Here is a 20,529-nt window from a genome sequence, read left to right on the forward strand (position 1 = left end):
ACAAGTACCGCCGGAGAAGACTCATACGAGTTTTGCAGCTTCTTCCGGTATTGGAGGTCATGTGTCGAATGAGGTCGTTCAACCGGCGGGACGAAAGTCAGTCCGCCCGCTGGTCAAGCTGCTGCCGTATATCCAGCGCTATCGCAATCTCGTCATAGGAGCCGGCATTTCGCTGGTCGCCGCAGCCGTGACCACCCTGACGCTGCCGATGGCCGTGCGCCGGATGATCGACCACGGCTTCTCGAATTCCGATTCCGGCTTCATCAACACCTACTTCTCGATGCTGATGATCCTGGCGATCATTCTGGCCCTGGCGAGCGCTTGCCGTTATTATTTCGTCATCACGCTCGGCGAGCGCATCGTCGCTGATCTGCGCCGCGATGTGTTCGATCACATCACCCGGCTTTCCCCGTCCTTCTTCGATGTCAACCAGTCCGGCGAGATCGTCTCGCGGCTGACGGCCGATACGACGCAAATCAAATCCGCCGTCGGCGCAACCGCGTCCGTGGCGCTGCGCAATATCATCCTGTGTCTCGGGGCCATCGGCATGATGGTCTATACCAGCCCGAAACTGTCGAGCCTGGTGATCGCAGCGATCCCTGTCATCGTTTTCCCGCTGGTGGGTTTCGGCCGCTCGGTGCGGCGCCGGTCGCGTGAGGCACAGGATACGCTGGCCAACGCCTCGGCCTATGCCGGCGAAGCTATCTCCGCCGCCCGTACCGTTCAGGCGTTCAATGGCGAAGCGGCAGCGCAGGCCCGCTATGGCAGCTCCGTCGAAAGCGCTTATGAGGCGGCACGCTCCGCCATCAAGGCCCGCTCTATTCTCACAGCCTTTGCCATCACCATGATCTTCGGCAGCGTCGTCGCCGTCCTGTGGTTTGGTGCGCAGGACGTGCTGTCCGGCGCTCTGTCGGCCGGTACGCTCGGCCAGTTCCTGCTCTATTCGGTCTTTGCCGCCGGCAGTCTCGGTGCACTTTCCGAAGTCTGGGGTGAACTTTCCCAGGCAGCAGGTGCTGCGGAGCGCCTGAGCGAGTTGCTGGTCGAACAGCCAGAAATCACCGGACCGGCCAACCCATTGCCGATGCCGGAACCGGCACAGGGTGCGGTGACCTTTGACGACGTACACTTCGCCTATCCGTCGCGGCCTGGCTACAAGAGCGTCAAGGGCCTGAGCTTTGCCGTCAAGCCGGGCGAGACGGTTGCCATCGTCGGCCCGTCGGGTGCTGGCAAGAGCACGGTCTTCTCGCTGCTTCTGCGCTTCTACGATCCGGTCAAGGGCGCAATTTCCGTCGATGGCGCCGATATCCGCGCCGTCGATCCGGAAGCCTTGCGCCGCCGTATTGCCATCGTACCGCAGGACGTGACGATCTTTGCCGCCTCGATCCATGACAATATCGCCTTCGGTTTGCCATCGGCATCGCGTGACATGGTGAAATCAGCGGCCGTTGCTGCCCAGGCGGATGAATTCATCGCCAGGCTCGATCAGGGCTATGACACGCAGGTCGGCGAACGCGGCATCACCCTTTCGGGCGGCCAGCGGCAGCGCATCGCCATTGCCCGTGCGATCCTCAAGGACGCGCCCGTGCTTCTCCTCGACGAGGCAACCTCTGCACTCGATGCGGAAAGCGAAACGCTGGTGCAGAAGGCTTTGGATGGCCTGATGCGCGAACGCACGACGCTGGTCATCGCCCACCGCCTGGCAACCGTTCTGAAGGCCGACCGCATCCTGGTGCTGGATCAGGGCCGGATCGTCGAGGAAGGCACGCATGCGTCCCTCGTCCGCCAGGGTGGCCTTTATGCCAAGCTTGCCCGGCTGCAATTCGACTATGATGCGCCGGAAACAGGCAAGGTCGTTACGCTCGGCTGACGCGCTTAACGGTTAATCCCTCATCCAAGGTTGCTCTGCGGGCCTCCAGCGCTATTGTTGGAGGCAGAAACGGTTTGAGCCGTTTTCCAGACAGCAACGTCCTTGGGAGGAGATCTGAATGGCTTTATCTTTAGTGAAGCGACGCACTGCACTTGCTCTTGCAATGGTGGCAGCATCGGCGCTTGCGCTTGGCACCGCAGCACAGGCGCAGGAGTTTCCTGATCGCCCGGTAACCCTCGTCGTGCCATTTGCCGCAGGCGGTTCGACCGACGTCGTCGCTCGCATCATCGGGCAGAAAATGTCCGACGATCTCGGCCAGCAGGTCGTCGTTGAAAACGTTGCCGGTGCCGGTGGCAATCTCGGCGCGGACCGGGTCGCACGGGCCGAACCGGATGGCTACACCATCCTGATGGGAACGGTCGCAACCCACGCGCTCAACCCGCTGATCCTGAAGACCAAACCCTATGATCCGGAAAAGGATTTCGCTCCGGTCTCGCTGCTGGTGCTCGTGCCCAACGTGCTCGTCGTCAACCCGGAGCTGCCGGCCAAGAACGTCGCGGAACTGGTGGCTCTCTTAAAGGCCGAACCGGAGAAATATTCCTATGCCTCTTCCGGCAATGGCACGCCGCTGCATCTCTCCGGCGAACTGTTCAAGAAGATGGCAGGCGTCAGCATGCAGCACGTACCCTACAAGGGATCCGGCCCGGCGCTGAACGATGTCATCGGCAACCAAGTACCGATCATGTTCGACAATCTGCCGTCGTCCTCCGGCCATATCAAGTCCGGCACTTTGCGGGCGCTCGCAGTGACGACGAAGGAACGGGCATCGTCCTTCCCGGATGTGCCGACCATCGCCGAGACCATCCCGGGCTATGAGACCTATACCTGGAATGCGCTGTTTGCCCCGGCGGGCACACCGAAGGAAGCCATCGACCGGCTGAATGCTGCGGCCAAGAAAGCGCTCGCAGACCCGACGGTGGCTGAGAAGATGAAGGATTTCAGCGCCACGATCGTCGCCTCGACGCCGGAAGATCTGGCCACCCATGTCACGGCCGAGCTGGCGAAATGGGGTCCGGTCGTCAAGGACGCCAACGTCCAGCTGGATTAAAGATAAGAATGCTCCCCGGTCGATGCGGGGAGCATTTTTCACCGCCGGATCAGAGGCCGACGCTGCGCCCGGCGATCCGCCCCGAAAACAGGCACCCGCCGAGAAACGTCCCTTCCAACGCGTTGTAGCCATGCATTCCGCCGCCACCGAACCCGGCGACCTCGCCGGCCGCATAGAGCCCTGGAACCGGCGCGCCTGACAATTCCAGCACCCGGCCATTCAGATCGGTCTGCAGGCCACCCAACGTCTTCCGTGTCAGGATATTCAGACGCACGGCAATCAGCGGCCCAGCCTTCGGATCAAGCAGCCGGTGCGGCTTCGCCGTCCGCATCAGCTTGTCACCGAGATAATTGCGAGCACCGCGGATGGCAGTGATCTGGGCGTCCTTTGAGAACGGGTTGCCGATCTCCCGGTCACGCGCCTCGATCTGACCACGCAAATGCTCCAGCGAAAGCCGCCCCTCGCCGCTCAACGTATTCATCGCCTCAACCAGATCCTCCAGCCGGTCGCGAACGATGAAGTCCTCGCCCTTGTCCATGAAGGCCTGCACCGGCCCCGGCGGGTTCTTACCAAGCCGCTTCAACAGCAGCGGTATATTCTTTCCCGTCAGATCCGGGTTCTGCTCGGAGCCGGACAGCGCGAACTCCTTCTTGATGATCGCCTTGGTCAGGATGAACCAGCTATAGTCAGCCCCTGTCTTGCGGATCGCTTTCAAGGTACCGAGCGTATCGAAGCCCGGCATGGCAGGTGCTGCAAACCGGTTGCCGTCAGCATCGCACCAGAACGAGGATGGCCCGGGCAGGATGCGAATGCCGTGGTTCGTCCAGACCGGATCGAAGTTTCTCAAGCCCTCGGTATAGTGCCACATGCGATCCTTGTTGATCACCGATCCGCGCGCATGCTCGGCGATTTCCACCATGCGGCCATCGACATAGTCGGGCACACCGCTAACCATGACCTTGGGCGGCGGGCCAAGGCGATCGACCGGCCATTGGCGGCGGACCATATCGTGATTGCCGCCAATGCCGCCGGACGAGACGACGACGGCGCCGGCCTCGAACCAGAACTCGTCGACCACCTCGCGCGAACTGCGCTGACCGCGCGGCACACCGTCATTTTTGAGAACCGAGCCGCGTGCACCGGTAACCGCCCCACTGCTCATGATCAGTTCGTTGACCTGATGGCGAAAGCGGAAACGGATGCGCCCCCGCGCCTCCAGCGCCCTTGCCCGGGTTATGAACGGTGCCAGAACGCCCGGTCCAGTCCCCCATGTCACATGGAAACGCGGCACCGAATTTCCGTGGCCATCGGCCAGACCGCCGCCACGCTCCGCCCAACCGACCACCGGAAACCAGCGCATCCCCTGACTGTGCAGCCAGGCGCGCTTTTCAGTCGCCGCGAAATCGAGATAGGCCTCCGCCCAGCGGCGCGGCCAGAAATCCTCTGGGCGATCGAATTGCGCCGACCCCATCCAGTCCTGGCGGGCTAGATCGAGCGTATCGCGAATGCGCAGGCGCCGCTGCTCGGGGCTATCGATAAACAGAAGACCGCCGAGTGACCAGAAGGCCTGGCCGCCGAGGTTCTGTTCACCTTCCTGATCGAGAACGATGACCCGCAGACCGCGATCGGCAGCCTCCACTGCGGTCACGAGACCCGCAAGCCCCGCCCCGATCACCAGAACATCGCAATCCATCGGCACCCTCCTGCAATTCCACCCACCTGAACATTACGCACACGTAAACGTCAGGGCAACGGCAGCATGGCCGGAAAATCAGCGGCGGAAATATGGTGGGCTGCCGTGCCAACTGGCGGCCGCGTCCGCTATTTCTCGGTGAGCTTCAACTCGATCCGGCGGTTCTGCGAGCGTGCTTCCGGCGTGTCGCCCTCTGCAATCGGCTGGAACTCACCAAAGCCGGCGGCCACCAGACGGTTGGCGGGAACGCCCTTGGAAATCAGGAATTTGACGACCGACGTCGCACGGGCAGACGAAAGCTCCCAGTTGTCGACATAGCGCCCGGTGCCGGACAGAGGCACATTGTCGGTATGGCCATCGACACGCAGCACCCAATTGATCTCGGAGGGAATTTCCTTGGCGAGATCGAGCACCGCCGAGGCAAGCTTGCCCATCTCTTCCTGGCCTGCCGGGTTCAACTCGTTGCCGCCTGACGGAAACAGCACTTCCGACTGAAAGACGAAGCGGTCGCCGACAATGCGGATGTTTTCGCGGTCGGAAAGGATTTCACGCAGACGGCCGAAGAAGTCGGAGCGGTAACGGTTGAGTTCCTGTACGCGCTGCGCCAGTGCCACGTTCAGCCGGCGGCCGAGATCGGCGATTTTCGTCTGCGAGGCAGTGTCCTTCGACTCGGACGCCTGCAGTGCGCCCTCAATGGCAGCAATCTGGCTGCGCAGCGCGGCGATCTGCTGGTTGAGCAGATCGATCTGGTTCATGGCCCGGGTGCTCACCTGCTTTTCCGCATCGAGCTTGCCGCTCAGATCGCCGATCTGCTGGTTTGCGGTATCCGAACTGCCGCTTCCCTGATCCAGCAGCGCCTGCAACCGCGAGCGCTCGCCTTCCGACGTGGACAGCGATGCCTGGAGATTGGCCAGTGAATCCTCAAGATCCTGCTTGCCGCCCTTTTCCAGAGCCAGAAGCTGGGTCAGTTCGTTGATTTGGCTGTTCAGCCGGTTGAGCACATCGTCCTTGCCGCTGATTTCGCGGCTGAGCAGAAACTGCCCGAGCACGAAGACGCAGAGCAGGAACATGATGGACAAGAGCAGCGTCGACAGGGCATCGACAAAACCCGGCCAGTAATCGACGGTCCTCTGGCTGCGGCCCTTGCGCGCCAGTCCCATCAGTCATTCCCTCCGGTTTCTTCAACACGGGCAAGCTTGGGTGGGGTCCTGTCCGGGTGGATCGGGATCTTGTCTGCCTGGCCGATACGGGCCGAAAGCTTGTCGAGCGTCTTGCGCATCGACTTTGCTTCCTCTTGCTGCGCCTCGATCCAGTCGCGCAACATCTGCTGTTCGCCGCGCATGTTTTTCACAAGCCCTTGAATGCCCTCGGCAAGACTTGCCATGGCGGCCGTGGTGCGCTGGTTCATGCCGCCGTCTTGGTTGAGGCGGGCCAGTTGCTCAGTCAATTGGCGCAGTTCCTCGACCGGAGCCGTCAGCGGCTCGCCGGGCGCCCGGTCGGAATTGACATCGGTCACCGACGACAGCCAGTTTTCAAGTTCGGTATAGAAGCGGTTTTGCGCACGGCCGGCCTGAAGATCCAGAAAACCGAGGATCAGCGATCCGGACAGGCCGAAGAGCGATGTCGAGAATGCTGTGCCCATGCCGGTCAAAGGTGCCGACAGGCCGGTTTTAAGCGCCGCAAGCACGTCCTCGGTGCTTCCGCTTCCGGCATCGAGAGACTGGATGACGGTGTTGATCGAGCCGATCGTGCCGAGCAGGCCCCAGAACGTACCGAGCAGACCAAGGAAGACCAGAAGGCCGATCAGGTATCGCGACGTATCGCGTGATTCGTCGAGCCGGGTGGCAATCGAATCGAGAATGGAGCGCAGCGCCGTCGTCGAGATCGACATCGAATGGCGCTGGCCAATCAGTGCCCGCATCGGCGCCAGAAGCACCGGGTCGCGCCCGACCTTCTCCGCGCTGCCGGCTGCACGGAAGGAATTGAACCAGCGAACTTCGGGCCGCAGGCTGAACACGTGATTGAAGACCAGCAGTATCCCGATCAGCAGAACACCGAAAATCAGGCCATTCAGGCCGGGATTGCTGAGAAAAGCCGCCTGTGCCTGGCGAAACAGGATTGCCCCGAGAAAACCGATGATGATCAGGAAGATCACCATGGTCCAGAAGAAGACCATGGGGCTCGAAAGCTTGTTGGGATTATACCCCTCGTTCAAACCTCCGCCGGCATCCCATCCCGACAGTTCCAATTTCGCCATGGGGTTCTACTCTCCGGTTTGCCAGTGCTGCGGCCTTGCCTGCCAAACAGGTAGGGCGACGCTGGGCGGAGACTAGAGGAAGTTTGTGCCGAATTGAAGGGGAAACAACGGGCAACATCAACAGGATGAAACAGCCGCCCGTTCAGACCATTCTGTGCTTACTTGCCGGGAATGGGGCGGTGCAGCACGTCATGCAGCGCCTTGCGGATATATTCGTTGCCCGCAACGATGGAACCGTCGTCCATCGGCTTGTTGCCGCCGTCGATATCGGCAACCCAGCCACCGGCTTCGCGAATCAACAGGATGCCAGCGGCCAGATCCCACGGCATCAGGCCGCGCTCCCAGAAACCGTCGAAACGTCCGGCCGCAACATAGGCAAGATCAAGCGAGGCAGAGCCCATGCGGCGAACGCCGGCAACTTCGCCCATGACGTGGCGCAGTTCGACCAGATAGGTGCCGTGATTGGCAACGCCCAGATGCGGCGTGCCGGTGCCGATAACGGCATCGGAAAGATTCTTGCGGGCGGCGACGCGCAGGCGGCGATCATTGAGGAAGGCTCCACCGCCACGCTCGGCCGTGTAGAGTTCGTCGGTCGCCGGATTGAGCATGACAGCGGCGACAACTTCGCCCTGACGCTCCAGCGCCACCGAAATCGCGAAATGCGGAATGCCGTGCAGGAAGTTTGTCGTGCCATCCAGCGGGTCGACGATCCAGCGGTGCGCACCATCGGTGCCGATGACCTCTTCGCTTTCCTCACCGAGGAAGCCATAGGTCGGGCGGGCCTTCATCAGCTCTTCGCGGAGCAGTTTTTCCGCCTTGCGGTCGGCCTGCGAAACATAATCGCCGGGGCCTTTCAGCGAAACCTGCAGGTTCTGCACTTCGCCAAAATCGCGGGCCAGGGACTTGCCGGCCTTGAATGCGGCCTGAACCATGACATTGAGAAGAGCTGAGCGTGCCATTTTGGCTTTTCCTTCGAAACAGAAAACCGGCCGCAGAAACGGCCGGAGAAATTCAGATGTGCCGCTGCGGATCAGTCCGCGCGGCGGAGATAGGTAATTTCATTGGTATCGACCAGAATACGCTCTCCAGTCGCGACGAACGGCGGAACCATGACGCGAACGCCATTTTCCATGATCGCCGGCTTGTAGGAGGACGCTGCCGTCTGCCCCTTCACCACCGGATCGGCTTCCGCGATCGTCAGAACCACCTGGTCCGGCAGCGAGATGCCGATCGGCTTCTCATCGTAAAGCTTCACCGTCACCATCATGCCGTCCTGCAGGAAAGTGGCGCGATCGCCGACGAAATCCTTCTGCAATTCCAGCTGTTCATAGCTCTCATTGTCCATGAACACCAGCGCATCGCCCTGTTCATAGAGAAACTGGAAGTCTTTCAGTTCAAGGCTGACCAGTTCAACGGTTTCCGACGAACGAAAACGCTCGTTCAGCTTGGTGCCATCAATCAGGTTCTTCAGTTCGACCTGATTGAAAGCGCCACCCTTGCCAGGCTTGACGGTGTTGCACTTCACCGCGGCCCAAAGACCACCATTGTGCTCGACCACGCTGCCGGGGCGAATTTCATTGCCGTTGATTTTCATGGGGAGCATTCCCTAAAGAACTCGGAGCCGCCCCTACGGCCAGCCAATCCGGCGCTTCAAGACCACAAAACCCTCGAAAGTTCAAGTCTTGCCGCAGAAACTCGCTCAGGATGAGCGGTATTTGTTGGCAGCGCTGAGCGCCGCCTTCTGCTGTTCATCCGTCAGCCCCAGATAGAAATCCTCGAGAGCAGCATCCTTCAGCCCCGCACGGCGCGACAACACATACCATTTTGCCGCTTCGATCGGATCGGGCCGTGTGCCGATCGCATTGATATAGAGATGCGACAGCTTGTTCTGCGCCACGACATTGCCGCCCCCGGCTGCCCGCGACATCCACTTGAAGCCTTCCTCGAGATTGCGGTCGCCGCCAATGCCATCGACCAGCCAGATGGCAAGGTCGAGCTGGGCGGTATCGAACCCGGCTTTGGCTGCCCGGAGCAACCAGTCGCGCGCCGTCGCGCGCTTGTTATCATCGATGCCATCGACATTCAGATAGATCTGCGACAGGGCATATTGCGCATCGGCAATACCCTGCTCGGCCGACTTCTCATAATAAGGCAGTGCTGCCTTCAGGCCTTTTTCGCCGGGCATATCGGCGACCAGTAGCTGACCGTAATTGAACTGGGCAGAGGAATTGCCGATATCGGCAGCCTTCTTCATCAGCTCTTCCGACCTCTTCTTGTCACGGGGAACATCACGGCCTTCCATCAACAGCAGCGCGTATTTGAACATCGCTGCCGGATCACCGGAATTGGCCGCCTGACCATACCAGAATGCTGCATCCTTCTTGTTGCGCGCAACACCGAGCCCCTGCGAAAAGATTTCCGCCACCAGCGTCTGTGCCGCCGCATCGCCAAGCTGCGCACGCGGCAAAGCCATTTCCATTGCCGTCAGATAATAGCCGCGCTGAAATGCGCCATAGGCATCGTCAGCCTTGCCTTCAAACGGCTTTTCCTGCGGCAGAGCCGGCAGCTCGGCGCCCATTCGCTCAAGCACGTTGACGCCGGTTGATGGCTCCAGCTTTTTTGCATCGGCCTTCTTCGCTTCGTCATCTGCCTTCCTGGCATCTTCGGGAGACTGCAAGGCCGGAAGCTCGCCCTCGGGCAACGCCGCGCCGTTGAACGGCGTGATACGGCCACGCTTGGCGACCACACCCTCGTCGTTTTCGTCCTGCACGGCAGGTGGGCCCGAGTCATTGACACCGGGCAGCGCATCGTCGGCACGAAGGCCCGACGGCGCAGCCAGAAGGGCAGCTCCGAGCAAAAGCAGAGGAATTCGGCGTAGCGATGGAAAAGGACGGATCAACATGCAAATGTCTTAAGCTTCAAACCGTGGCGCTTTTTCGTCAAGAAGTGCATTGACGCTTGCAACAATGGCTGGCGCCTGTTCGGGTTCCGCAAATACAGCCAGCCGCAACGCGACGAACTCGGCGCCGCTTTCGGCAACGGCAAGCACCGATTCCGGATCCGTACCGCCCATGACGATGCAGGGAATTTCGATCATCGAGGCCCACCATTCGGCCAGCGCGACATTCTTCGGATGGGCTTCCGGCTTGATGTCGCCATCGACCTTGCCGAAAAACACATAGTCCGGGCGGACTTCGCCCATTTCCAGCGCGTGGTGACGGTCAGTGGCGTTGCCGCCGCCAACAATCAGCTTGGGCGAGAATTTTTCCATTGCTTCGGCGAGCTCGGCGGCATTGCCGGTCACATGCAGGCCATCGGCCTTGACCCGGCCAGCCACGCGCGTATCGCCGGCGACCAACGCTGCGGCGCCCGCCTCCTGGATCAACGGCACCAGCGCTTCGGCATGTTTCTGGAACGTCTGATCGTCCAGCCCGTATTGCGGCACGATGACCGAGGCCACGTCGCCGCCACGCAGCGCGCCGCTCAAAATTTGCGCGCGGCTGTCAATATCGGCGATATCCGGCACGATGAGGACGAGGCGGCAGCGATTGTCTGTATTGCTCATAATGTCTCTGTTCCCGGTGAAATGCGCACCCGCGCACCACCCCTACTCGATTTCAATCTGCAAAAGCGATAGACCCTAGCGGCAAAAGGATCAACTGATACCCATGCTTCCTGATTTTCAATTCTATGCCATCGCCATTCCTGCAGTTCTGCTCGTCGGCTTCAGCAAGGGCGGCATGGGAGAAGCATTGTCACTGATGGGCGTGCCGCTTCTATCGCTGGCCGTCTCGCCGGTGCAGGCAGCAGCCCTCCTTTTACCGATCCTGATTGCCATGGATCTGGTGGCGCTCTGGACATGGCGAAAGCATGGCGACATGACGACACTGAAGATTCTGTTGCCGGGCGCCATTATCGGCATTGTTATCGGCTGGGCCACAGCCGCCTATGTGCCGCGCGATGCTCTCAGGCTGATCATCGGGGCGATCACCGTTCTGTTCGTGTTGCGTTATGTCTATAATCTCTGGCGGACGCGACAGGGCATCATCACCCCCGCCAAGCCGCAGAGGCCGGTGCAGGCGACCTTCTTCGGCGGTCTTGCCGGTTACGGCAGCTTCGTCGCCCATGCCGGAGGTCCACCGTTCCAGATCTACACCCTGCCGCTGAAATTGCCGCCGCGCGAATATACCGGCACGATCGTCAAGTTCTTCGCCATCCTCAACGCCGTCAAGCTCATCCCCTATTTCGCGCTCGGACAACTCGATCTCAGCAACCTCACGACGTCGCTGACGCTGTTTCCGCTGGCAATGCTGGCAACCATGGCGGGCGCCTGGGTGGTCCGGCGCATGCAGCCGCAGGTGTTTTATCCCTTCATGTACACGATGGCATTTCTGGCCGGATCAAAGCTCGTCTATGACGGGATTATTGCGCTGATTGCGGGGTCTTAGTCAGCCAGCGCGAAGACCGGAGGGCGTTGCAGAGCGGCCTTGGAACGTGTCTGCGTCCAACCCGCATTCAACATGGCAAGTTTCCTATACCGCACTGCACAATTTACTTGCCGCGAGCCGCTATTTCTCTTAGCTTTTGCGCATGTCACACGCTGATCCCTTCGATGCGATCTCGGACCCGAACCGGCGGTATCTGCTGGAGGAATTGCGGCGAGCGCCGCGCACGGTGAATGAACTGGCAGAAGGATTGCCAATCAGCCGCCCGGCCGTATCGCAGCATCTGAAAGCATTGCTGGATTCCAATCTGGTTTCCGTGTCGCCGAGCGGCACGAAACGGATCTATGCGATCAACAAGCCGGGCTTCGACCGGGTCAATCTCTGGCTTGATCAGTTCTGGTCGTGAGGGGTTTGGGCCGTAAAGGGCCAGTCATCGGGAAACTCAATACTTGCGGGCTTTTGGCGAACGTCATGTCCGCACCAACCAAGTCCACGTATCGACAGCGCTTGAAACCGGCATTCAAATTTCGTTTTGGCTTTCCGGTGGTCAATGTATGCGCTGGAACACAAGTCTCCCGATGAATGTGATTGCTTTCTGTAATCAGTGAGTTGAAGAACGAATCTTCTCAATTTCGTCCTTCAAGCGCAGCTTCCGACGCTTGATGTCAGCGATATGCTGATCCTGGACAGACGGCTGTGTCAGGGCCGAGTGGAGCTCTTGCTCCAAGACACCATGTTTTTTCTCAAGCGTTGCAAGATGAGCCTCAATGGTCATGTGGCAGTCCCTTCCTTTTGCTTGCACCCGATCGGTAGACGCCGGATGTTCCACGTATTAACCGAGATAGTGTGCCATGCTATTTTTCATTTGTCGAAGGCGAAATCGTGGCGAAGGATAACTTCCCGTTACCAACATTTCTGTGCTAGAGCGACGCTCGATTTATGGGGAACATTGCATGCCAGATCAGGATCAGGCCGAACTCAGACTGAGCGTAGCGCGGCTGAGGCAGGAACATGAAGACTATGATGTTGCGATCAACGCCATGATCCAGACGGGCTGCGACGCCCTGCGCATCCAGCGGATGAAGAAGAAGAAACTGGTCATCAAGGACAAGATCACCAAGATCGAAGACATGATCATTCCCGATATCATCGCCTGAAGCCTTGCGTGTCCGGAAAGGACACGCTGCGAACGCTCCGGCCGGACCTTCGGCCTCGTAACAAAGCGGAACGAACAACGTGACGAAAGCAGCAACCCCGCCCGTCGCCATCATCATGGGTAGCCAGTCCGACTGGGAAACCATGAAGAATGCCGCCGACACGCTCGACGCCCTCGACATCGCCTATGATGCCCGTATCGTTTCGGCACACCGCACGGTCGACAGGCTGATCAATTTTGCCAGAGGCGCGCGCGACGAAGGCTTCAAGGTGATCATCGCTGGTGCCGGCGGTGCAGCCCACCTGCCCGGCATGACAGCCGCGATGACGCCTCTTCCCGTTTTCGGCGTTCCAGTGCAGTCCAAAGCACTCTCCGGCCAGGACAGCCTGCTGTCCATCGTCCAGATGCCGGCCGGCATTCCCGTCGGCACCCTGGCCATCGGCCGTGCCGGTGCCATCAATGCAGCCCTTCTCGCCGCAGCCGTCCTGGCACTCAGCGACCCCGATCTTGCCGATCGGCTCGATGACTGGCGCGAACAGCAAAGCGCTGCCGTTGCCGAATATCCGGTGGATCAGGCATGAAGACCATCGGCATCATCGGCGGCGGCCAGCTCGCCCGCATGCTTGCCATGGCCGCAGCCCGGCTGAATTTCCGCACTATCATCCTGGAACCCCAGGCCGACTGTCCGGCAGCCCAGGTTGCCAACGGCCAGATCGTCGCTGCCTATGACGACGCCGAAGCGCTGGAACGGCTCGCGGCCGAATGTGACGTCGTCACCTACGAATTCGAAAACGTTCCCGTTGACGCAGCAGAACGTCTGGCCCGCTCCCTCCCCGTCTTTCCACCGCCAAAGGCTCTGGAGACATCGCAGGACCGGGTGACGGAAAAGCAGTTCCTCAACGGCTGCGGCATCGAGACGGCGCGTTTTCACGCGATTGACAGCCAGGACGATCTTGAGCGGGCGCTTGCCGATTTCTCCGGTCAAGGGGTGCTGAAAACCCGGCGCCTCGGGTATGACGGCAAAGGCCAGCGGGTATTCCGCAGCGAGGCCGACGATCCGGCTGATGCCTATCTGGCGCTTGGCGGTGTTCCCGCCATTCTGGAAAGCTTCGTCGCCTTCGAGCGGGAAATCTCCATTATCGCCGCACGCGGCACCGACGGCACCATTGCCTGCTATGATCCGGCCGAAAACGTCCACCGTAACGGTATTCTCCACACATCCACCGTTCCAGCCTCGATCAACGAGGCAACGGCCGAGGCAGCCCGCCTGGCAGCCACGGCAGTCCTCACGGCACTTGGTTATGTCGGCGTCATCGGTGTCGAATTTTTCGTTCTGGCAGACGGCACGCTGATCGCCAACGAGATCGCCCCGCGCGTTCACAATTCCGGTCACTGGACGGAAGCTGCCTGCGTCGTCTCGCAGTTCGAGCAGCATATACGTGCCGTCACCGGACTGCCCCTGTCGAATGGTGCCCGCCACTCCGGCTGCGTGATGCAGAACCTGATCGGCGACGATATCGATACCCTGCCAGCCTGGCTTGCCAAGCCCGATACGCTCATCCACCTCTACGGCAAGACAGAAGCGCGGCCGGGGCGTAAAATGGGGCATGTCACCTGGCTTGCCTGAGGGTTTAACCCACAGAAAAGCCGCCAACCGCCATGAAAACAGGCTCTCTGCGGTTGACACTTTTACGATGCCGGGTTATTTGCCTGCCACCCTAAGAGCGCGCTCGGCCTTAACGGTCTGCAAGCGCGCTTTTGATTGTTAAAGACCGGCGAATTCAAAAGTCGCCGAAACTGCGGATCAGAAAAATGAAGATCAAAAATTCGCTTAAGTCGCTGAAGTCCCGTCACCGCGAAAACCGTCTGGTTCGCCGCAAGGGCCGCGTCTACATCATCAACAAGCTGAACCCGCGCTTCAAGGCCCGTCAGGGCTGATCCATCGTGCGCGCCGGAAGTCTATGCTTTCGGAACGACCTCGCATGGATTGAGTGCGCTCGGGTACGTTTGCTTTTAACGAAGCCTGCGTTCCAAGTGGTTCATCAGTTTGATGTCTCAAATTTGATTTGATCTTCGGCCATGGCGGACTACCTTATCTGCCATGGTTAAACTCACGTCTTCATTTTTGATTCTTGGCAGCATACTGGCTGCATCCGTCGCCAGCCCCCTGCCCGCCTTTGCCGCTGATGCAGCCCAGGCCTCGGTGACGTCTGAGCTGACGACGCCCCAGCAGAAGCTCGACACACTTTTTGCCGAATTGAAGCGCGAACGCGATCAAGACAAGGCGCGCGAGATCTCCAACCGGATCCGCGTGGAGTGGCAGGATTCCGGCAGCGCCACCGTAAATCTTCTGATGCAATGGGCTTCCAAAGCCGTCGAAACCAACAGGCAGGCAACGGCCCTGGATATTTTCGACCAGGTCATCACTCTCTCGCCGCGCTATGTCGAAGGCTGGAACCAGCGGGCGACGCTGCATTACCAGATGGGTAACTACCGCAAATCGATGTCCGACATCAACCAGGTGCTGGCAATCGAGCCCCGCCATTTCGGCGCCCTTGCCGGGATGGCCGCTATCCTCACGTCCTCCGGGCAGGATGAACTGGCACTGCGCGCCTGGGAACAATTCCTCGATATCTATCCCGCCGACCGCAAGGCGCAGGGGCAGCTTGGCGAGCTGGAAGAAAAGCTTGCCGGCAACCGCACATAATTCTGCCTGCCCAGCGAAACCGTAGCGCCCTCTTCCTCGTATCGGACGATAACCGGTCCATCCGGACGATCGGCAAGCGCGCGGAAGAATGATTGATGTATTTCGTTTTCAGGAAAGTCATGCTGTTCATCGCATCCCTCTTTCTTGCCAGCCTCGTCACGGGGTTCGGTTTCAGCGCCTATCAGGCAGCAGCCTTCGAGCGGGACAACCCCAATACAGGCGAGCGAATCGATGTCGGCGGCTACCGGATGAACAGCGTCTACGTGCCGCGGCCGAAAAACGCCGATCTGCCCACGCTGGTCTTCATCCATGGCGCCAGCGCTAATTTGCGCGACCCGATGGTTGCCTTCCGCAGCAAGCTCGAAGGCCGCACCGACATGCTGTTTCTCGATCGCCCCGGGCTTGGCTTCTCCGACCGTGGCGGGCCACAGAATGCCTATCCCGACGGCCAAGCCGATGCGATCGCCGCCCTGATGAAAAAACGCGGCATCAAGAAGGCCATCATCGTCAGCCATTCGTTCGGCGGCGCGATTGCCGCCACCTTCGCCCTGAACCACAAGGACATGGTGGCGGGCCTGCTGTTTCTGTCCCCAGCCACCCACCCCTGGCCCGGCGGTATCGAGTGGTATTACAGTGTCACAAGGACGCCGGTGCTCGGCTGGCTGTTTGCGACGTTGGTGGCGCCGCCCATCGGCCTCGCCTCGATCGACAAGGCGACCAAATACGTCTTTGCGCCCAATCCGCGCCCTGACAGCTATATCAAGGATACGGCCGCCTATCTGGCGATCAGACCCGCCGCCTTTCGCAACAACGCCATCGATATCGCCAATCTTCTCGACTACGTGAAGCGGGTTGCGCCGCGCTACAAGGAGATCAAGGCCCCGACTGTGATCATCACCGGCGACGCCGACCGCGTCGTCCTGCCGGAAATCCACTCGCGGCAGCTGCATGAGGACATCGGAGGATCGACGCTGCTGCGCATTCACAATCTCGGCCACAAGCCGGACTACATCGTCACCGACCTGGCGATCGCCGCAATCGAATCGCTGGCCGGAAAGAAGCGGGACCTGAACGCCCTCGCCGCACAGGCGGAGGCCGGGATTACGGTGGTAAACTAGCTCCTTTCAGCAGCTTAACCGCTAACACGCCAGCCCCATGCAAGCTGGCGATTGCAACGTGCGGCCTCAATCCGGAGGTCCCATTCATGCAAATCGGCGGTATTGCCACAACCTATCCCGTCCGCGCCACGGCCTCCACAGCAGGGACGGCCCCAGCTGGGGTAGCACCCGATACACAAAGCCTGCGGGACCGGGCGCTCGGCATACTGAAGAGCACGACCGAAACCGATGCCGACGACATCAAGGCGCGCGCCAAGCAAAAACTGGATGATGCCAAGAAGCAGCTGGAATACCTGCGCCGCTGGAATTTCGATCCGGAAGTCCTGGCCCGGCAAGCAAGCAACCTCGCCCGCCAAGTCGGCGCTGCCGCCAAGGACTTTGCATCGGCAGTCGCCGCCGGATCAACCACAGGAGCTGCTGCGGCCGGAACGGCAGAAGCCGCAACGACGCTGGCCGGGCAGTCCGATGCGGAAACAGCTCGGGCGGCCGAAAACGGTGAAGACGATATGTCCTTTGCCCAAAAGGCCTACCAGGACACCATGAAGGATGCGGCAGAGCAAAAGACCGTCTCCGCCGCAGACCGCAAGACGCTTGAGGAATTCAAGGCTGTGGCGCAGGAGATCAAGGCTTTGCTCGAAGAAGCCCTGCGCCGCATGCGCGAGCAGAAGAATGCCGACCAGAACGCCATAAGCGAAGCGCAGCGGTCCGGAGAGAGCCTCAACCAGGCCATCCAGGGATTGAACGCGGCGTTCGGCGGCGTCCCTCCAGTTGGAGCACCGGGTGTGACAATCGCCATCCCCGTCAGCATCACCATCTGACAAGATAATCCACAAAGCAAAAAACCGCCGGATCGCTCCGGCGGTTTTTTTAATGAGGCCGAGGTCTTTTAAACGCCGCTGAGGCCGTCGGAGCCGATATAGGCGATGCGCAGCATGTTGGTGGCACCTGGTGTTCCGAGCGGTACGCCGGCCGAAATGATCACCCGGTCGCCCGGCTTGCCGAAGCCTTCGCTGGCAACAATGCGGCAGGCACGATTGACCATGTCGTCCAGATCGGTGGCATCGGACGTGACGACGCAATGCAAGCCCCAGACAACGGAAAGGCGGCGTGCCGTCTGGATGACAGGAGACAAGGCCAGGATCGAAACCTGCGGACGCTCACGCGCCGTGCGCAGACCGGTGGTGCCGGATGACGTGTAGCAAACGATAGCCGAAAGCTTGAGCGTCTCGGCGATCTGGTGGGCAGCCAGCGAAATCGCGTCGGCGCCGGTGGCCTCCGGCGGGGTGCGCTGGGCGTAGATGATGCCCGGATAATGCGGATCGGTTTCGATCTTGCTGGCAATCGATGCCATCGTTGCAACCGATTCCACCGGATAATCACCGGAGGCAGACTCGGCCGACAGCATGATCGCGTCAGCGCCCTCGAACACGGCGGTCGCAACGTCGGACACTTCGGCGCGGGTCGGAACCGGAGCGGAGATCATCGATTCCAGCATCTGGGTGGCAACGACGACCGGCTTGCCGGCGCGGCGGGCAGCCCGGATCAGCTGCTTCTGCAGGCCGGGAACAGCCTCAAGCGGCATTTCCACGCCAAGATCGCCACGGGCAACCATCAGGGCATCGGACAGCTCGATGATTTCGTCGATGCGCTCGATCGCCTGCGGCTTTTCGATCTTCGACATCAGGCCGACGCGGCCACGCGAAATCTTGCGAACTTCGGACAGGTCCTCCGGACGCTGGATGAACGACAGGGCAACCCAATCGACATCATCGGTTTCGAGAACGGCGTCGAGGTCGGAACGGTCTTTTTCGGTCAGTGCACCGACGCTCAGCAGCGTATCGGGAAGGCTGACGCCCTTGCGATCGGAGATCTTGGTACCAGCGATCACCGTACAGACAATGCTCTTGCCGTCAGACTTGTCGGCGCGCAGATGCAGCTTGCCGTCATCGATCAGCAGGCGGTGGCCGGCCTTGACCGATTCCAGGATTTCCGGGTGTGGAAGGTAGACGCGGGTTGCGTCGCCCGGCTCGTCCTTGTTGTCGAGGGTGAAGGTCTGGCCGGGAACCAGATCGACCTTGCCAGCGGCGAACTTGCCGACGCGCAATTTCGGTCCCTGAAGGTCGGCGAGAATGCCGATCGGACGGCCACAGCGCGCTTCGACATTACGGATACGCTTGATCAGCGTGCGCATCATATCATGGCTGGCATGGCTCATGTTGATCCGGAAAAGATCAGCCCCCGCCTCATGCAGCTTCTGGATCATCTCTTCTTCGCTCGATGCCGGACCGAGCGTTGCGAGGATTTTGACTTTTCTATTCCGCTTCATCAGTTATGGCTTTCTTGAGTCCCTGGGGTGTCGGACAACTGAACCATCCAGCTTCCCTGACGCCCCGTGTCGTATTCCTTGAACCCCATCCGCTGAAAACCGCGCGCGAAACAATCCTGCACGCCGGCCACTTTGAACTCGTTTTCGGCAACGCACATATTGACGTCACCCGTCCAGCGTCCGCCGCGAGCCGCATCTTCAGCATAGAGATAATAGTATCGTGATTGCAGCTCGCCCTCGATCAGGGTCGCGCACGTGGTCGCGGGTACCTGCCACCAGCCTTCGGTGATCCACCCTTCCTTGGCACGGTAGCCGATAGCCACGCCGACCAAATTCTGCGTACCATTGCAGACACGGAACTCGGCGCGGGCTTCACTTGCGATCAGGGCCGGCGAAAACGCGGTGAGAACGAAGAGGAGAATGGTGCTTAAGGACCAGTTCCGCAGAGTCAGCCTGGAAAAAGGATATCTGGACACGGTTTCCAATGGGTCTCCGTTGGGATTAGTCGAGGCACTTTCTTGCGACGATGAGGCTCGAATGTCAACGCAAGTCTAATCGATTACATCCGGCTTTTTGTTACCGGAAACATCGTAAATCCGCCATTGTCTTGCGATTGCAAGCACAGCGTGCCATCAAATTCCGTCAAGAGCCAAATGAGTTGATACTGTATGCCGGAAACATCGCCTTTCGAGATCATTGCAGGCAACAACGCGGCCGGGCTGGTGCTGCTGGCCGATCATGCCACCAATCACTTGCCGGCGGAATATGGCAAGCTCGGCCTCCCGGAAAGCGCCTTTAGCCGTCATATCGCCTATGACATTGGCGTCGAGGCCCTTGTCCGTCGGCTGGCCCTGCGGCTTGGCGTTCCCGCCGTGCTCAGCCGTTTTTCACGGTTACTGATCGATCCGAACCGGGGCGAAGATGATCCGACACTGATCATGAAAATATCCGACGGCGCCATCATCCCCGGCAACCATCCGATCACCCCGGACGAATGGGACGCCCGCCTCAATCGCTTCCATCGCCCGTATCACCGCGCCGTTTCGCAGACGATCGCGTCTGTTGGCGCAGCAAGCGGCAAGGCGCCGCTGGTCATTTCCATCCATTCCTATACGCCAGCATGGAAGGGCGTGCCCCGCCCCTGGCACGCCGCCGTTCTCTGGGACAGCGATCCGCGCGCGGTGACGCCGCTGATCGAAGCACTCCAGGGTTCCGGCGATATCCTTGTTGGCGACAACGAGCCCTATGATGGCGCCCTGCGTGGCGACACGATGTTTCGCCACTGCATGGAAACCGGCCTTGCGCATGCACTGATCGAAGTGCGCCAGGACCTGATCGGCGACGATAGCGGCGTTGCCGAATGGGATGAGCGACTTGGACCCATCCTTGCAAATTTGAATGCCCGCCCCGAATTACACGAAATCAGGCGTTATCCGTCGCGCACCGGACCCTATGCGTTCTGACAGTTGAAGGAGACCGACGATGAGCGACCTGACACCACAACAACAGCTTGAATTCGAAGCCGCCGCCTTTCGCCGCCTGGTTTCTCACCTACGCGAACGCAGCGATGTTCAGAATATCGACATGATGAACCTGGCCGGTTTTTGCCGCAACTGCCTGTCGAACTGGTACCGCGACGCCGCCAACGCTGCAGGCGTCGACATGGACAAGGAAACCTCCCGTGAAATCGTCTATGGCATGCCCTATGAAGAGTGGCGGACACTCAACCAACGGGAAGCGACCGGAGAGCAGAAGGCCGCCTTTGAGGCAAGCAAGCCCAAGGATTAACGCCCTCGTCGGCCCCTCCGAGCCGAAAATTAGCGCGATGTTACGCAATGTCACTTGACCTCGA

Annotated in this window: 23 protein-coding genes; 13 read left to right on the top strand and 10 right to left on the bottom strand. The window is 60.2% G+C overall.

What is annotated here, in order from left to right:
• Nucleotides 1–61 precede the first annotated feature (61 nt).
• Nucleotides 62–1,867, top strand: a complete 1,806-nt coding sequence (locus tag ACQY8Q_RS08400; RefSeq protein WP_428426177.1) for an ABC transporter ATP-binding protein/permease — start codon at nt 62–64, stop codon at nt 1,865–1,867.
• Nucleotides 1,868–1,985: 118 nt separating this feature from the next.
• Nucleotides 1,986–2,975, top strand: a complete 990-nt coding sequence (locus tag ACQY8Q_RS08405; RefSeq protein WP_428426178.1) for a Bug family tripartite tricarboxylate transporter substrate binding protein — start codon at nt 1,986–1,988, stop codon at nt 2,973–2,975.
• 49 nt (nt 2,976–3,024) lie between these two features.
• On the opposite strand, the gene ACQY8Q_RS08410 is transcribed toward ACQY8Q_RS08405, so the two are convergent.
• The 7 genes from ACQY8Q_RS08410 to ACQY8Q_RS08440 all read right to left on the bottom strand — a co-directional run bounded on the left by ACQY8Q_RS08410 (nt 3,025) and on the right by ACQY8Q_RS08440 (nt 10,490).
• Complete coding sequence (locus ACQY8Q_RS08410) at nt 3,025–4,668, bottom strand: FAD-binding dehydrogenase (protein WP_428426179.1); 1,644 nt, start codon at nt 4,666–4,668, stop codon at nt 3,025–3,027.
• A 128-nt stretch (nt 4,669–4,796) separates the two neighbouring features.
• The gene (locus ACQY8Q_RS08415) at nt 4,797–5,828 is read right to left on the bottom strand and encodes a peptidoglycan -binding protein (protein ID WP_428426180.1); all 1,032 of its coding nucleotides are present in this window, start codon (nt 5,826–5,828) and stop codon (nt 4,797–4,799) included.
• Nucleotides 5,828–6,925, bottom strand: coding sequence for a MotA/TolQ/ExbB proton channel family protein (locus ACQY8Q_RS08420; protein ID WP_428426181.1), 1,098 nt, complete (start codon nt 6,923–6,925; stop codon nt 5,828–5,830). Before ACQY8Q_RS08420 ends, ACQY8Q_RS08415 begins: the two co-directional genes overlap by 1 nt.
• Nucleotides 6,926–7,083: 158 nt before the next feature.
• Nucleotides 7,084–7,884 (bottom strand): inositol monophosphatase family protein, encoded by an 801-nt coding sequence (locus ACQY8Q_RS08425; RefSeq protein WP_113242029.1) that lies wholly within the window; start codon nt 7,882–7,884, stop codon nt 7,084–7,086.
• Between the two features lie 71 nt (nt 7,885–7,955).
• Entirely contained in the window at nt 7,956–8,519 is a 564-nt protein-coding gene (gene efp, locus ACQY8Q_RS08430) for an elongation factor P (RefSeq protein WP_318413790.1), read from the bottom strand.
• A gap of 105 nt (nt 8,520–8,624) precedes the next feature.
• Nucleotides 8,625–9,827, bottom strand: a complete 1,203-nt coding sequence (locus tag ACQY8Q_RS08435) for a tetratricopeptide repeat protein (protein WP_428426182.1) — start codon at nt 9,825–9,827, stop codon at nt 8,625–8,627.
• A gap of 9 nt (nt 9,828–9,836) precedes the next feature.
• On the bottom strand, nt 9,837–10,490 hold the full coding sequence (locus ACQY8Q_RS08440) for a thiamine phosphate synthase (RefSeq protein WP_318413787.1): 654 nt from the start codon (nt 10,488–10,490) through the stop codon (nt 9,837–9,839).
• A gap of 103 nt (nt 10,491–10,593) precedes the next feature.
• Here ACQY8Q_RS08440 and ACQY8Q_RS08445 point away from each other — a divergent pair, with 103 nt between their 5' ends.
• The gene (locus tag ACQY8Q_RS08445; RefSeq protein WP_428426183.1) at nt 10,594–11,373 is read left to right on the top strand and encodes a sulfite exporter TauE/SafE family protein; all 780 of its coding nucleotides are present in this window, start codon (nt 10,594–10,596) and stop codon (nt 11,371–11,373) included.
• A 142-nt stretch (nt 11,374–11,515) separates the two neighbouring features.
• Nucleotides 11,516–11,776, top strand: a complete 261-nt coding sequence (locus ACQY8Q_RS08450; protein ID WP_209852786.1) for an ArsR/SmtB family transcription factor — start codon at nt 11,516–11,518, stop codon at nt 11,774–11,776.
• A gap of 195 nt (nt 11,777–11,971) precedes the next feature.
• Here the strand turns inward: ACQY8Q_RS08450 and ACQY8Q_RS08455 are convergent, their stop codons facing one another.
• A complete protein-coding gene (locus ACQY8Q_RS08455) occupies nt 11,972–12,145 on the bottom strand; it encodes a YdcH family protein (RefSeq protein ID WP_037099985.1) in 174 nt (57 codons plus the stop codon).
• A gap of 178 nt (nt 12,146–12,323) precedes the next feature.
• On the opposite strand from ACQY8Q_RS08455, the gene ACQY8Q_RS08460 reads away from it, so the two are divergent.
• The 7 genes from ACQY8Q_RS08460 (at nt 12,324) to ACQY8Q_RS08490 (ending at nt 17,169) form a co-directional block, all read left to right on the top strand.
• Nucleotides 12,324–12,527, top strand: coding sequence for a YdcH family protein (locus ACQY8Q_RS08460; RefSeq protein WP_060639372.1), 204 nt, complete (start codon nt 12,324–12,326; stop codon nt 12,525–12,527).
• A gap of 115 nt (nt 12,528–12,642) precedes the next feature.
• Nucleotides 12,643–13,107: a 5-(carboxyamino)imidazole ribonucleotide mutase gene (purE, locus tag ACQY8Q_RS08465; RefSeq protein ID WP_113242139.1), complete on the top strand. Its 465-nt coding sequence runs from the start codon at nt 12,643–12,645 to the stop codon at nt 13,105–13,107.
• Nucleotides 13,104–14,153: a 5-(carboxyamino)imidazole ribonucleotide synthase gene (locus ACQY8Q_RS08470; protein WP_428426184.1), complete on the top strand. Its 1,050-nt coding sequence runs from the start codon at nt 13,104–13,106 to the stop codon at nt 14,151–14,153. The genes purE and ACQY8Q_RS08470 overlap by 4 nt, the downstream gene beginning before the upstream one ends.
• Nucleotides 14,154–14,338: 185 nt before the next feature.
• Nucleotides 14,339–14,464: a type B 50S ribosomal protein L36 gene (gene ykgO / locus ACQY8Q_RS08475; protein ID WP_113242037.1), complete on the top strand. Its 126-nt coding sequence runs from the start codon at nt 14,339–14,341 to the stop codon at nt 14,462–14,464.
• Nucleotides 14,465–14,627: 163 nt separating this feature from the next.
• Nucleotides 14,628–15,233 (top strand): hypothetical protein, encoded by a 606-nt coding sequence (locus ACQY8Q_RS08480; protein WP_428426185.1) that lies wholly within the window; start codon nt 14,628–14,630, stop codon nt 15,231–15,233.
• Between the two features lie 95 nt (nt 15,234–15,328).
• A complete protein-coding gene (locus tag ACQY8Q_RS08485) occupies nt 15,329–16,351 on the top strand; it encodes an alpha/beta fold hydrolase (RefSeq protein ID WP_428426186.1) in 1,023 nt (340 codons plus the stop codon).
• Between the two features lie 86 nt (nt 16,352–16,437).
• A complete protein-coding gene (locus ACQY8Q_RS08490) occupies nt 16,438–17,169 on the top strand; it encodes a hypothetical protein (protein WP_428426187.1) in 732 nt (243 codons plus the stop codon).
• A gap of 68 nt (nt 17,170–17,237) precedes the next feature.
• Here ACQY8Q_RS08490 and pyk read toward each other — a convergent pair whose 3' ends face one another.
• Together pyk and ACQY8Q_RS08500 are read right to left on the bottom strand one after the other, a co-directional pair.
• Complete coding sequence (gene pyk / locus ACQY8Q_RS08495; protein WP_428426188.1) at nt 17,238–18,677, bottom strand: pyruvate kinase; 1,440 nt, start codon at nt 18,675–18,677, stop codon at nt 17,238–17,240.
• Nucleotides 18,677–19,129: a DUF1036 domain-containing protein gene (locus ACQY8Q_RS08500; protein WP_428429714.1), complete on the bottom strand. Its 453-nt coding sequence runs from the start codon at nt 19,127–19,129 to the stop codon at nt 18,677–18,679. Before ACQY8Q_RS08500 ends, pyk begins: the two co-directional genes overlap by 1 nt.
• Before the next feature lie 216 nt (nt 19,130–19,345).
• Here ACQY8Q_RS08500 and ACQY8Q_RS08505 point away from each other — a divergent pair, with 216 nt between their 5' ends.
• Together ACQY8Q_RS08505 and ACQY8Q_RS08510 are read left to right on the top strand one after the other, a co-directional pair.
• Nucleotides 19,346–20,140, top strand: a complete 795-nt coding sequence (locus ACQY8Q_RS08505) for an N-formylglutamate amidohydrolase (RefSeq protein WP_428426189.1) — start codon at nt 19,346–19,348, stop codon at nt 20,138–20,140.
• Nucleotides 20,141–20,159: 19 nt separating this feature from the next.
• Nucleotides 20,160–20,465, top strand: coding sequence for a DUF1244 domain-containing protein (locus ACQY8Q_RS08510; protein WP_428426190.1), 306 nt, complete (start codon nt 20,160–20,162; stop codon nt 20,463–20,465).
• Nucleotides 20,466–20,529: the final 64 nt, after the last annotated feature.

The organism is Pararhizobium sp. (assembly GCF_965279435.1).
In the GTDB taxonomy this organism is placed as follows: Bacteria; Pseudomonadota; Alphaproteobacteria; order Rhizobiales; family Rhizobiaceae; genus Pararhizobium.

Bases quoted from the DNA above. Each gene is read 5' to 3' on its own strand.
- ACQY8Q_RS08435 (WP_428426182.1), bottom strand. From the start codon at position 9,827: ATGTTGATCCGTCCTTTTCCATCGCTACGCCGAATTCCTCTGCTTTTG.
- ACQY8Q_RS08410 (WP_428426179.1), bottom strand. From the start codon at position 4,668: ATGGATTGCGATGTTCTGGTGATCGGGGCGGGGCTTGCGGGTCTCGTG.
- ACQY8Q_RS08460 (WP_060639372.1), top strand. From the start codon at position 12,324: ATGCCAGATCAGGATCAGGCCGAACTCAGACTGAGCGTAGCGCGGCTG.
- ACQY8Q_RS08425 (WP_113242029.1), bottom strand. From the start codon at position 7,884: ATGGCACGCTCAGCTCTTCTCAATGTCATGGTTCAGGCCGCATTCAAG.
- ACQY8Q_RS08470 (WP_428426184.1), top strand. From the start codon at position 13,104: ATGAAGACCATCGGCATCATCGGCGGCGGCCAGCTCGCCCGCATGCTT.
- ACQY8Q_RS08510 (WP_428426190.1), top strand. From the start codon at position 20,160: ATGAGCGACCTGACACCACAACAACAGCTTGAATTCGAAGCCGCCGCC.
- ACQY8Q_RS08405 (WP_428426178.1), top strand. From the start codon at position 1,986: ATGGCTTTATCTTTAGTGAAGCGACGCACTGCACTTGCTCTTGCAATG.
- ACQY8Q_RS08415 (WP_428426180.1), bottom strand. From the start codon at position 5,828: ATGGGACTGGCGCGCAAGGGCCGCAGCCAGAGGACCGTCGATTACTGG.
- ACQY8Q_RS08485 (WP_428426186.1), top strand. From the start codon at position 15,329: ATGTATTTCGTTTTCAGGAAAGTCATGCTGTTCATCGCATCCCTCTTT.
- ACQY8Q_RS08455 (WP_037099985.1), bottom strand. From the start codon at position 12,145: ATGACCATTGAGGCTCATCTTGCAACGCTTGAGAAAAAACATGGTGTC.
- efp (WP_318413790.1), bottom strand. From the start codon at position 8,519: ATGAAAATCAACGGCAATGAAATTCGCCCCGGCAGCGTGGTCGAGCAC.
- ACQY8Q_RS08490 (WP_428426187.1), top strand. From the start codon at position 16,438: ATGCAAATCGGCGGTATTGCCACAACCTATCCCGTCCGCGCCACGGCC.
- ACQY8Q_RS08445 (WP_428426183.1), top strand. From the start codon at position 10,594: ATGCTTCCTGATTTTCAATTCTATGCCATCGCCATTCCTGCAGTTCTG.
- ACQY8Q_RS08420 (WP_428426181.1), bottom strand. From the start codon at position 6,925: ATGGCGAAATTGGAACTGTCGGGATGGGATGCCGGCGGAGGTTTGAAC.
- pyk (WP_428426188.1), bottom strand. From the start codon at position 18,677: ATGAAGCGGAATAGAAAAGTCAAAATCCTCGCAACGCTCGGTCCGGCA.
- ACQY8Q_RS08450 (WP_209852786.1), top strand. From the start codon at position 11,516: ATGTCACACGCTGATCCCTTCGATGCGATCTCGGACCCGAACCGGCGG.
- ACQY8Q_RS08480 (WP_428426185.1), top strand. From the start codon at position 14,628: ATGGTTAAACTCACGTCTTCATTTTTGATTCTTGGCAGCATACTGGCT.
- ykgO (WP_113242037.1), top strand. From the start codon at position 14,339: ATGAAGATCAAAAATTCGCTTAAGTCGCTGAAGTCCCGTCACCGCGAA.
- ACQY8Q_RS08440 (WP_318413787.1), bottom strand. From the start codon at position 10,490: ATGAGCAATACAGACAATCGCTGCCGCCTCGTCCTCATCGTGCCGGAT.
- ACQY8Q_RS08505 (WP_428426189.1), top strand. From the start codon at position 19,346: ATGCCGGAAACATCGCCTTTCGAGATCATTGCAGGCAACAACGCGGCC.
- purE (WP_113242139.1), top strand. From the start codon at position 12,643: ATGGGTAGCCAGTCCGACTGGGAAACCATGAAGAATGCCGCCGACACG.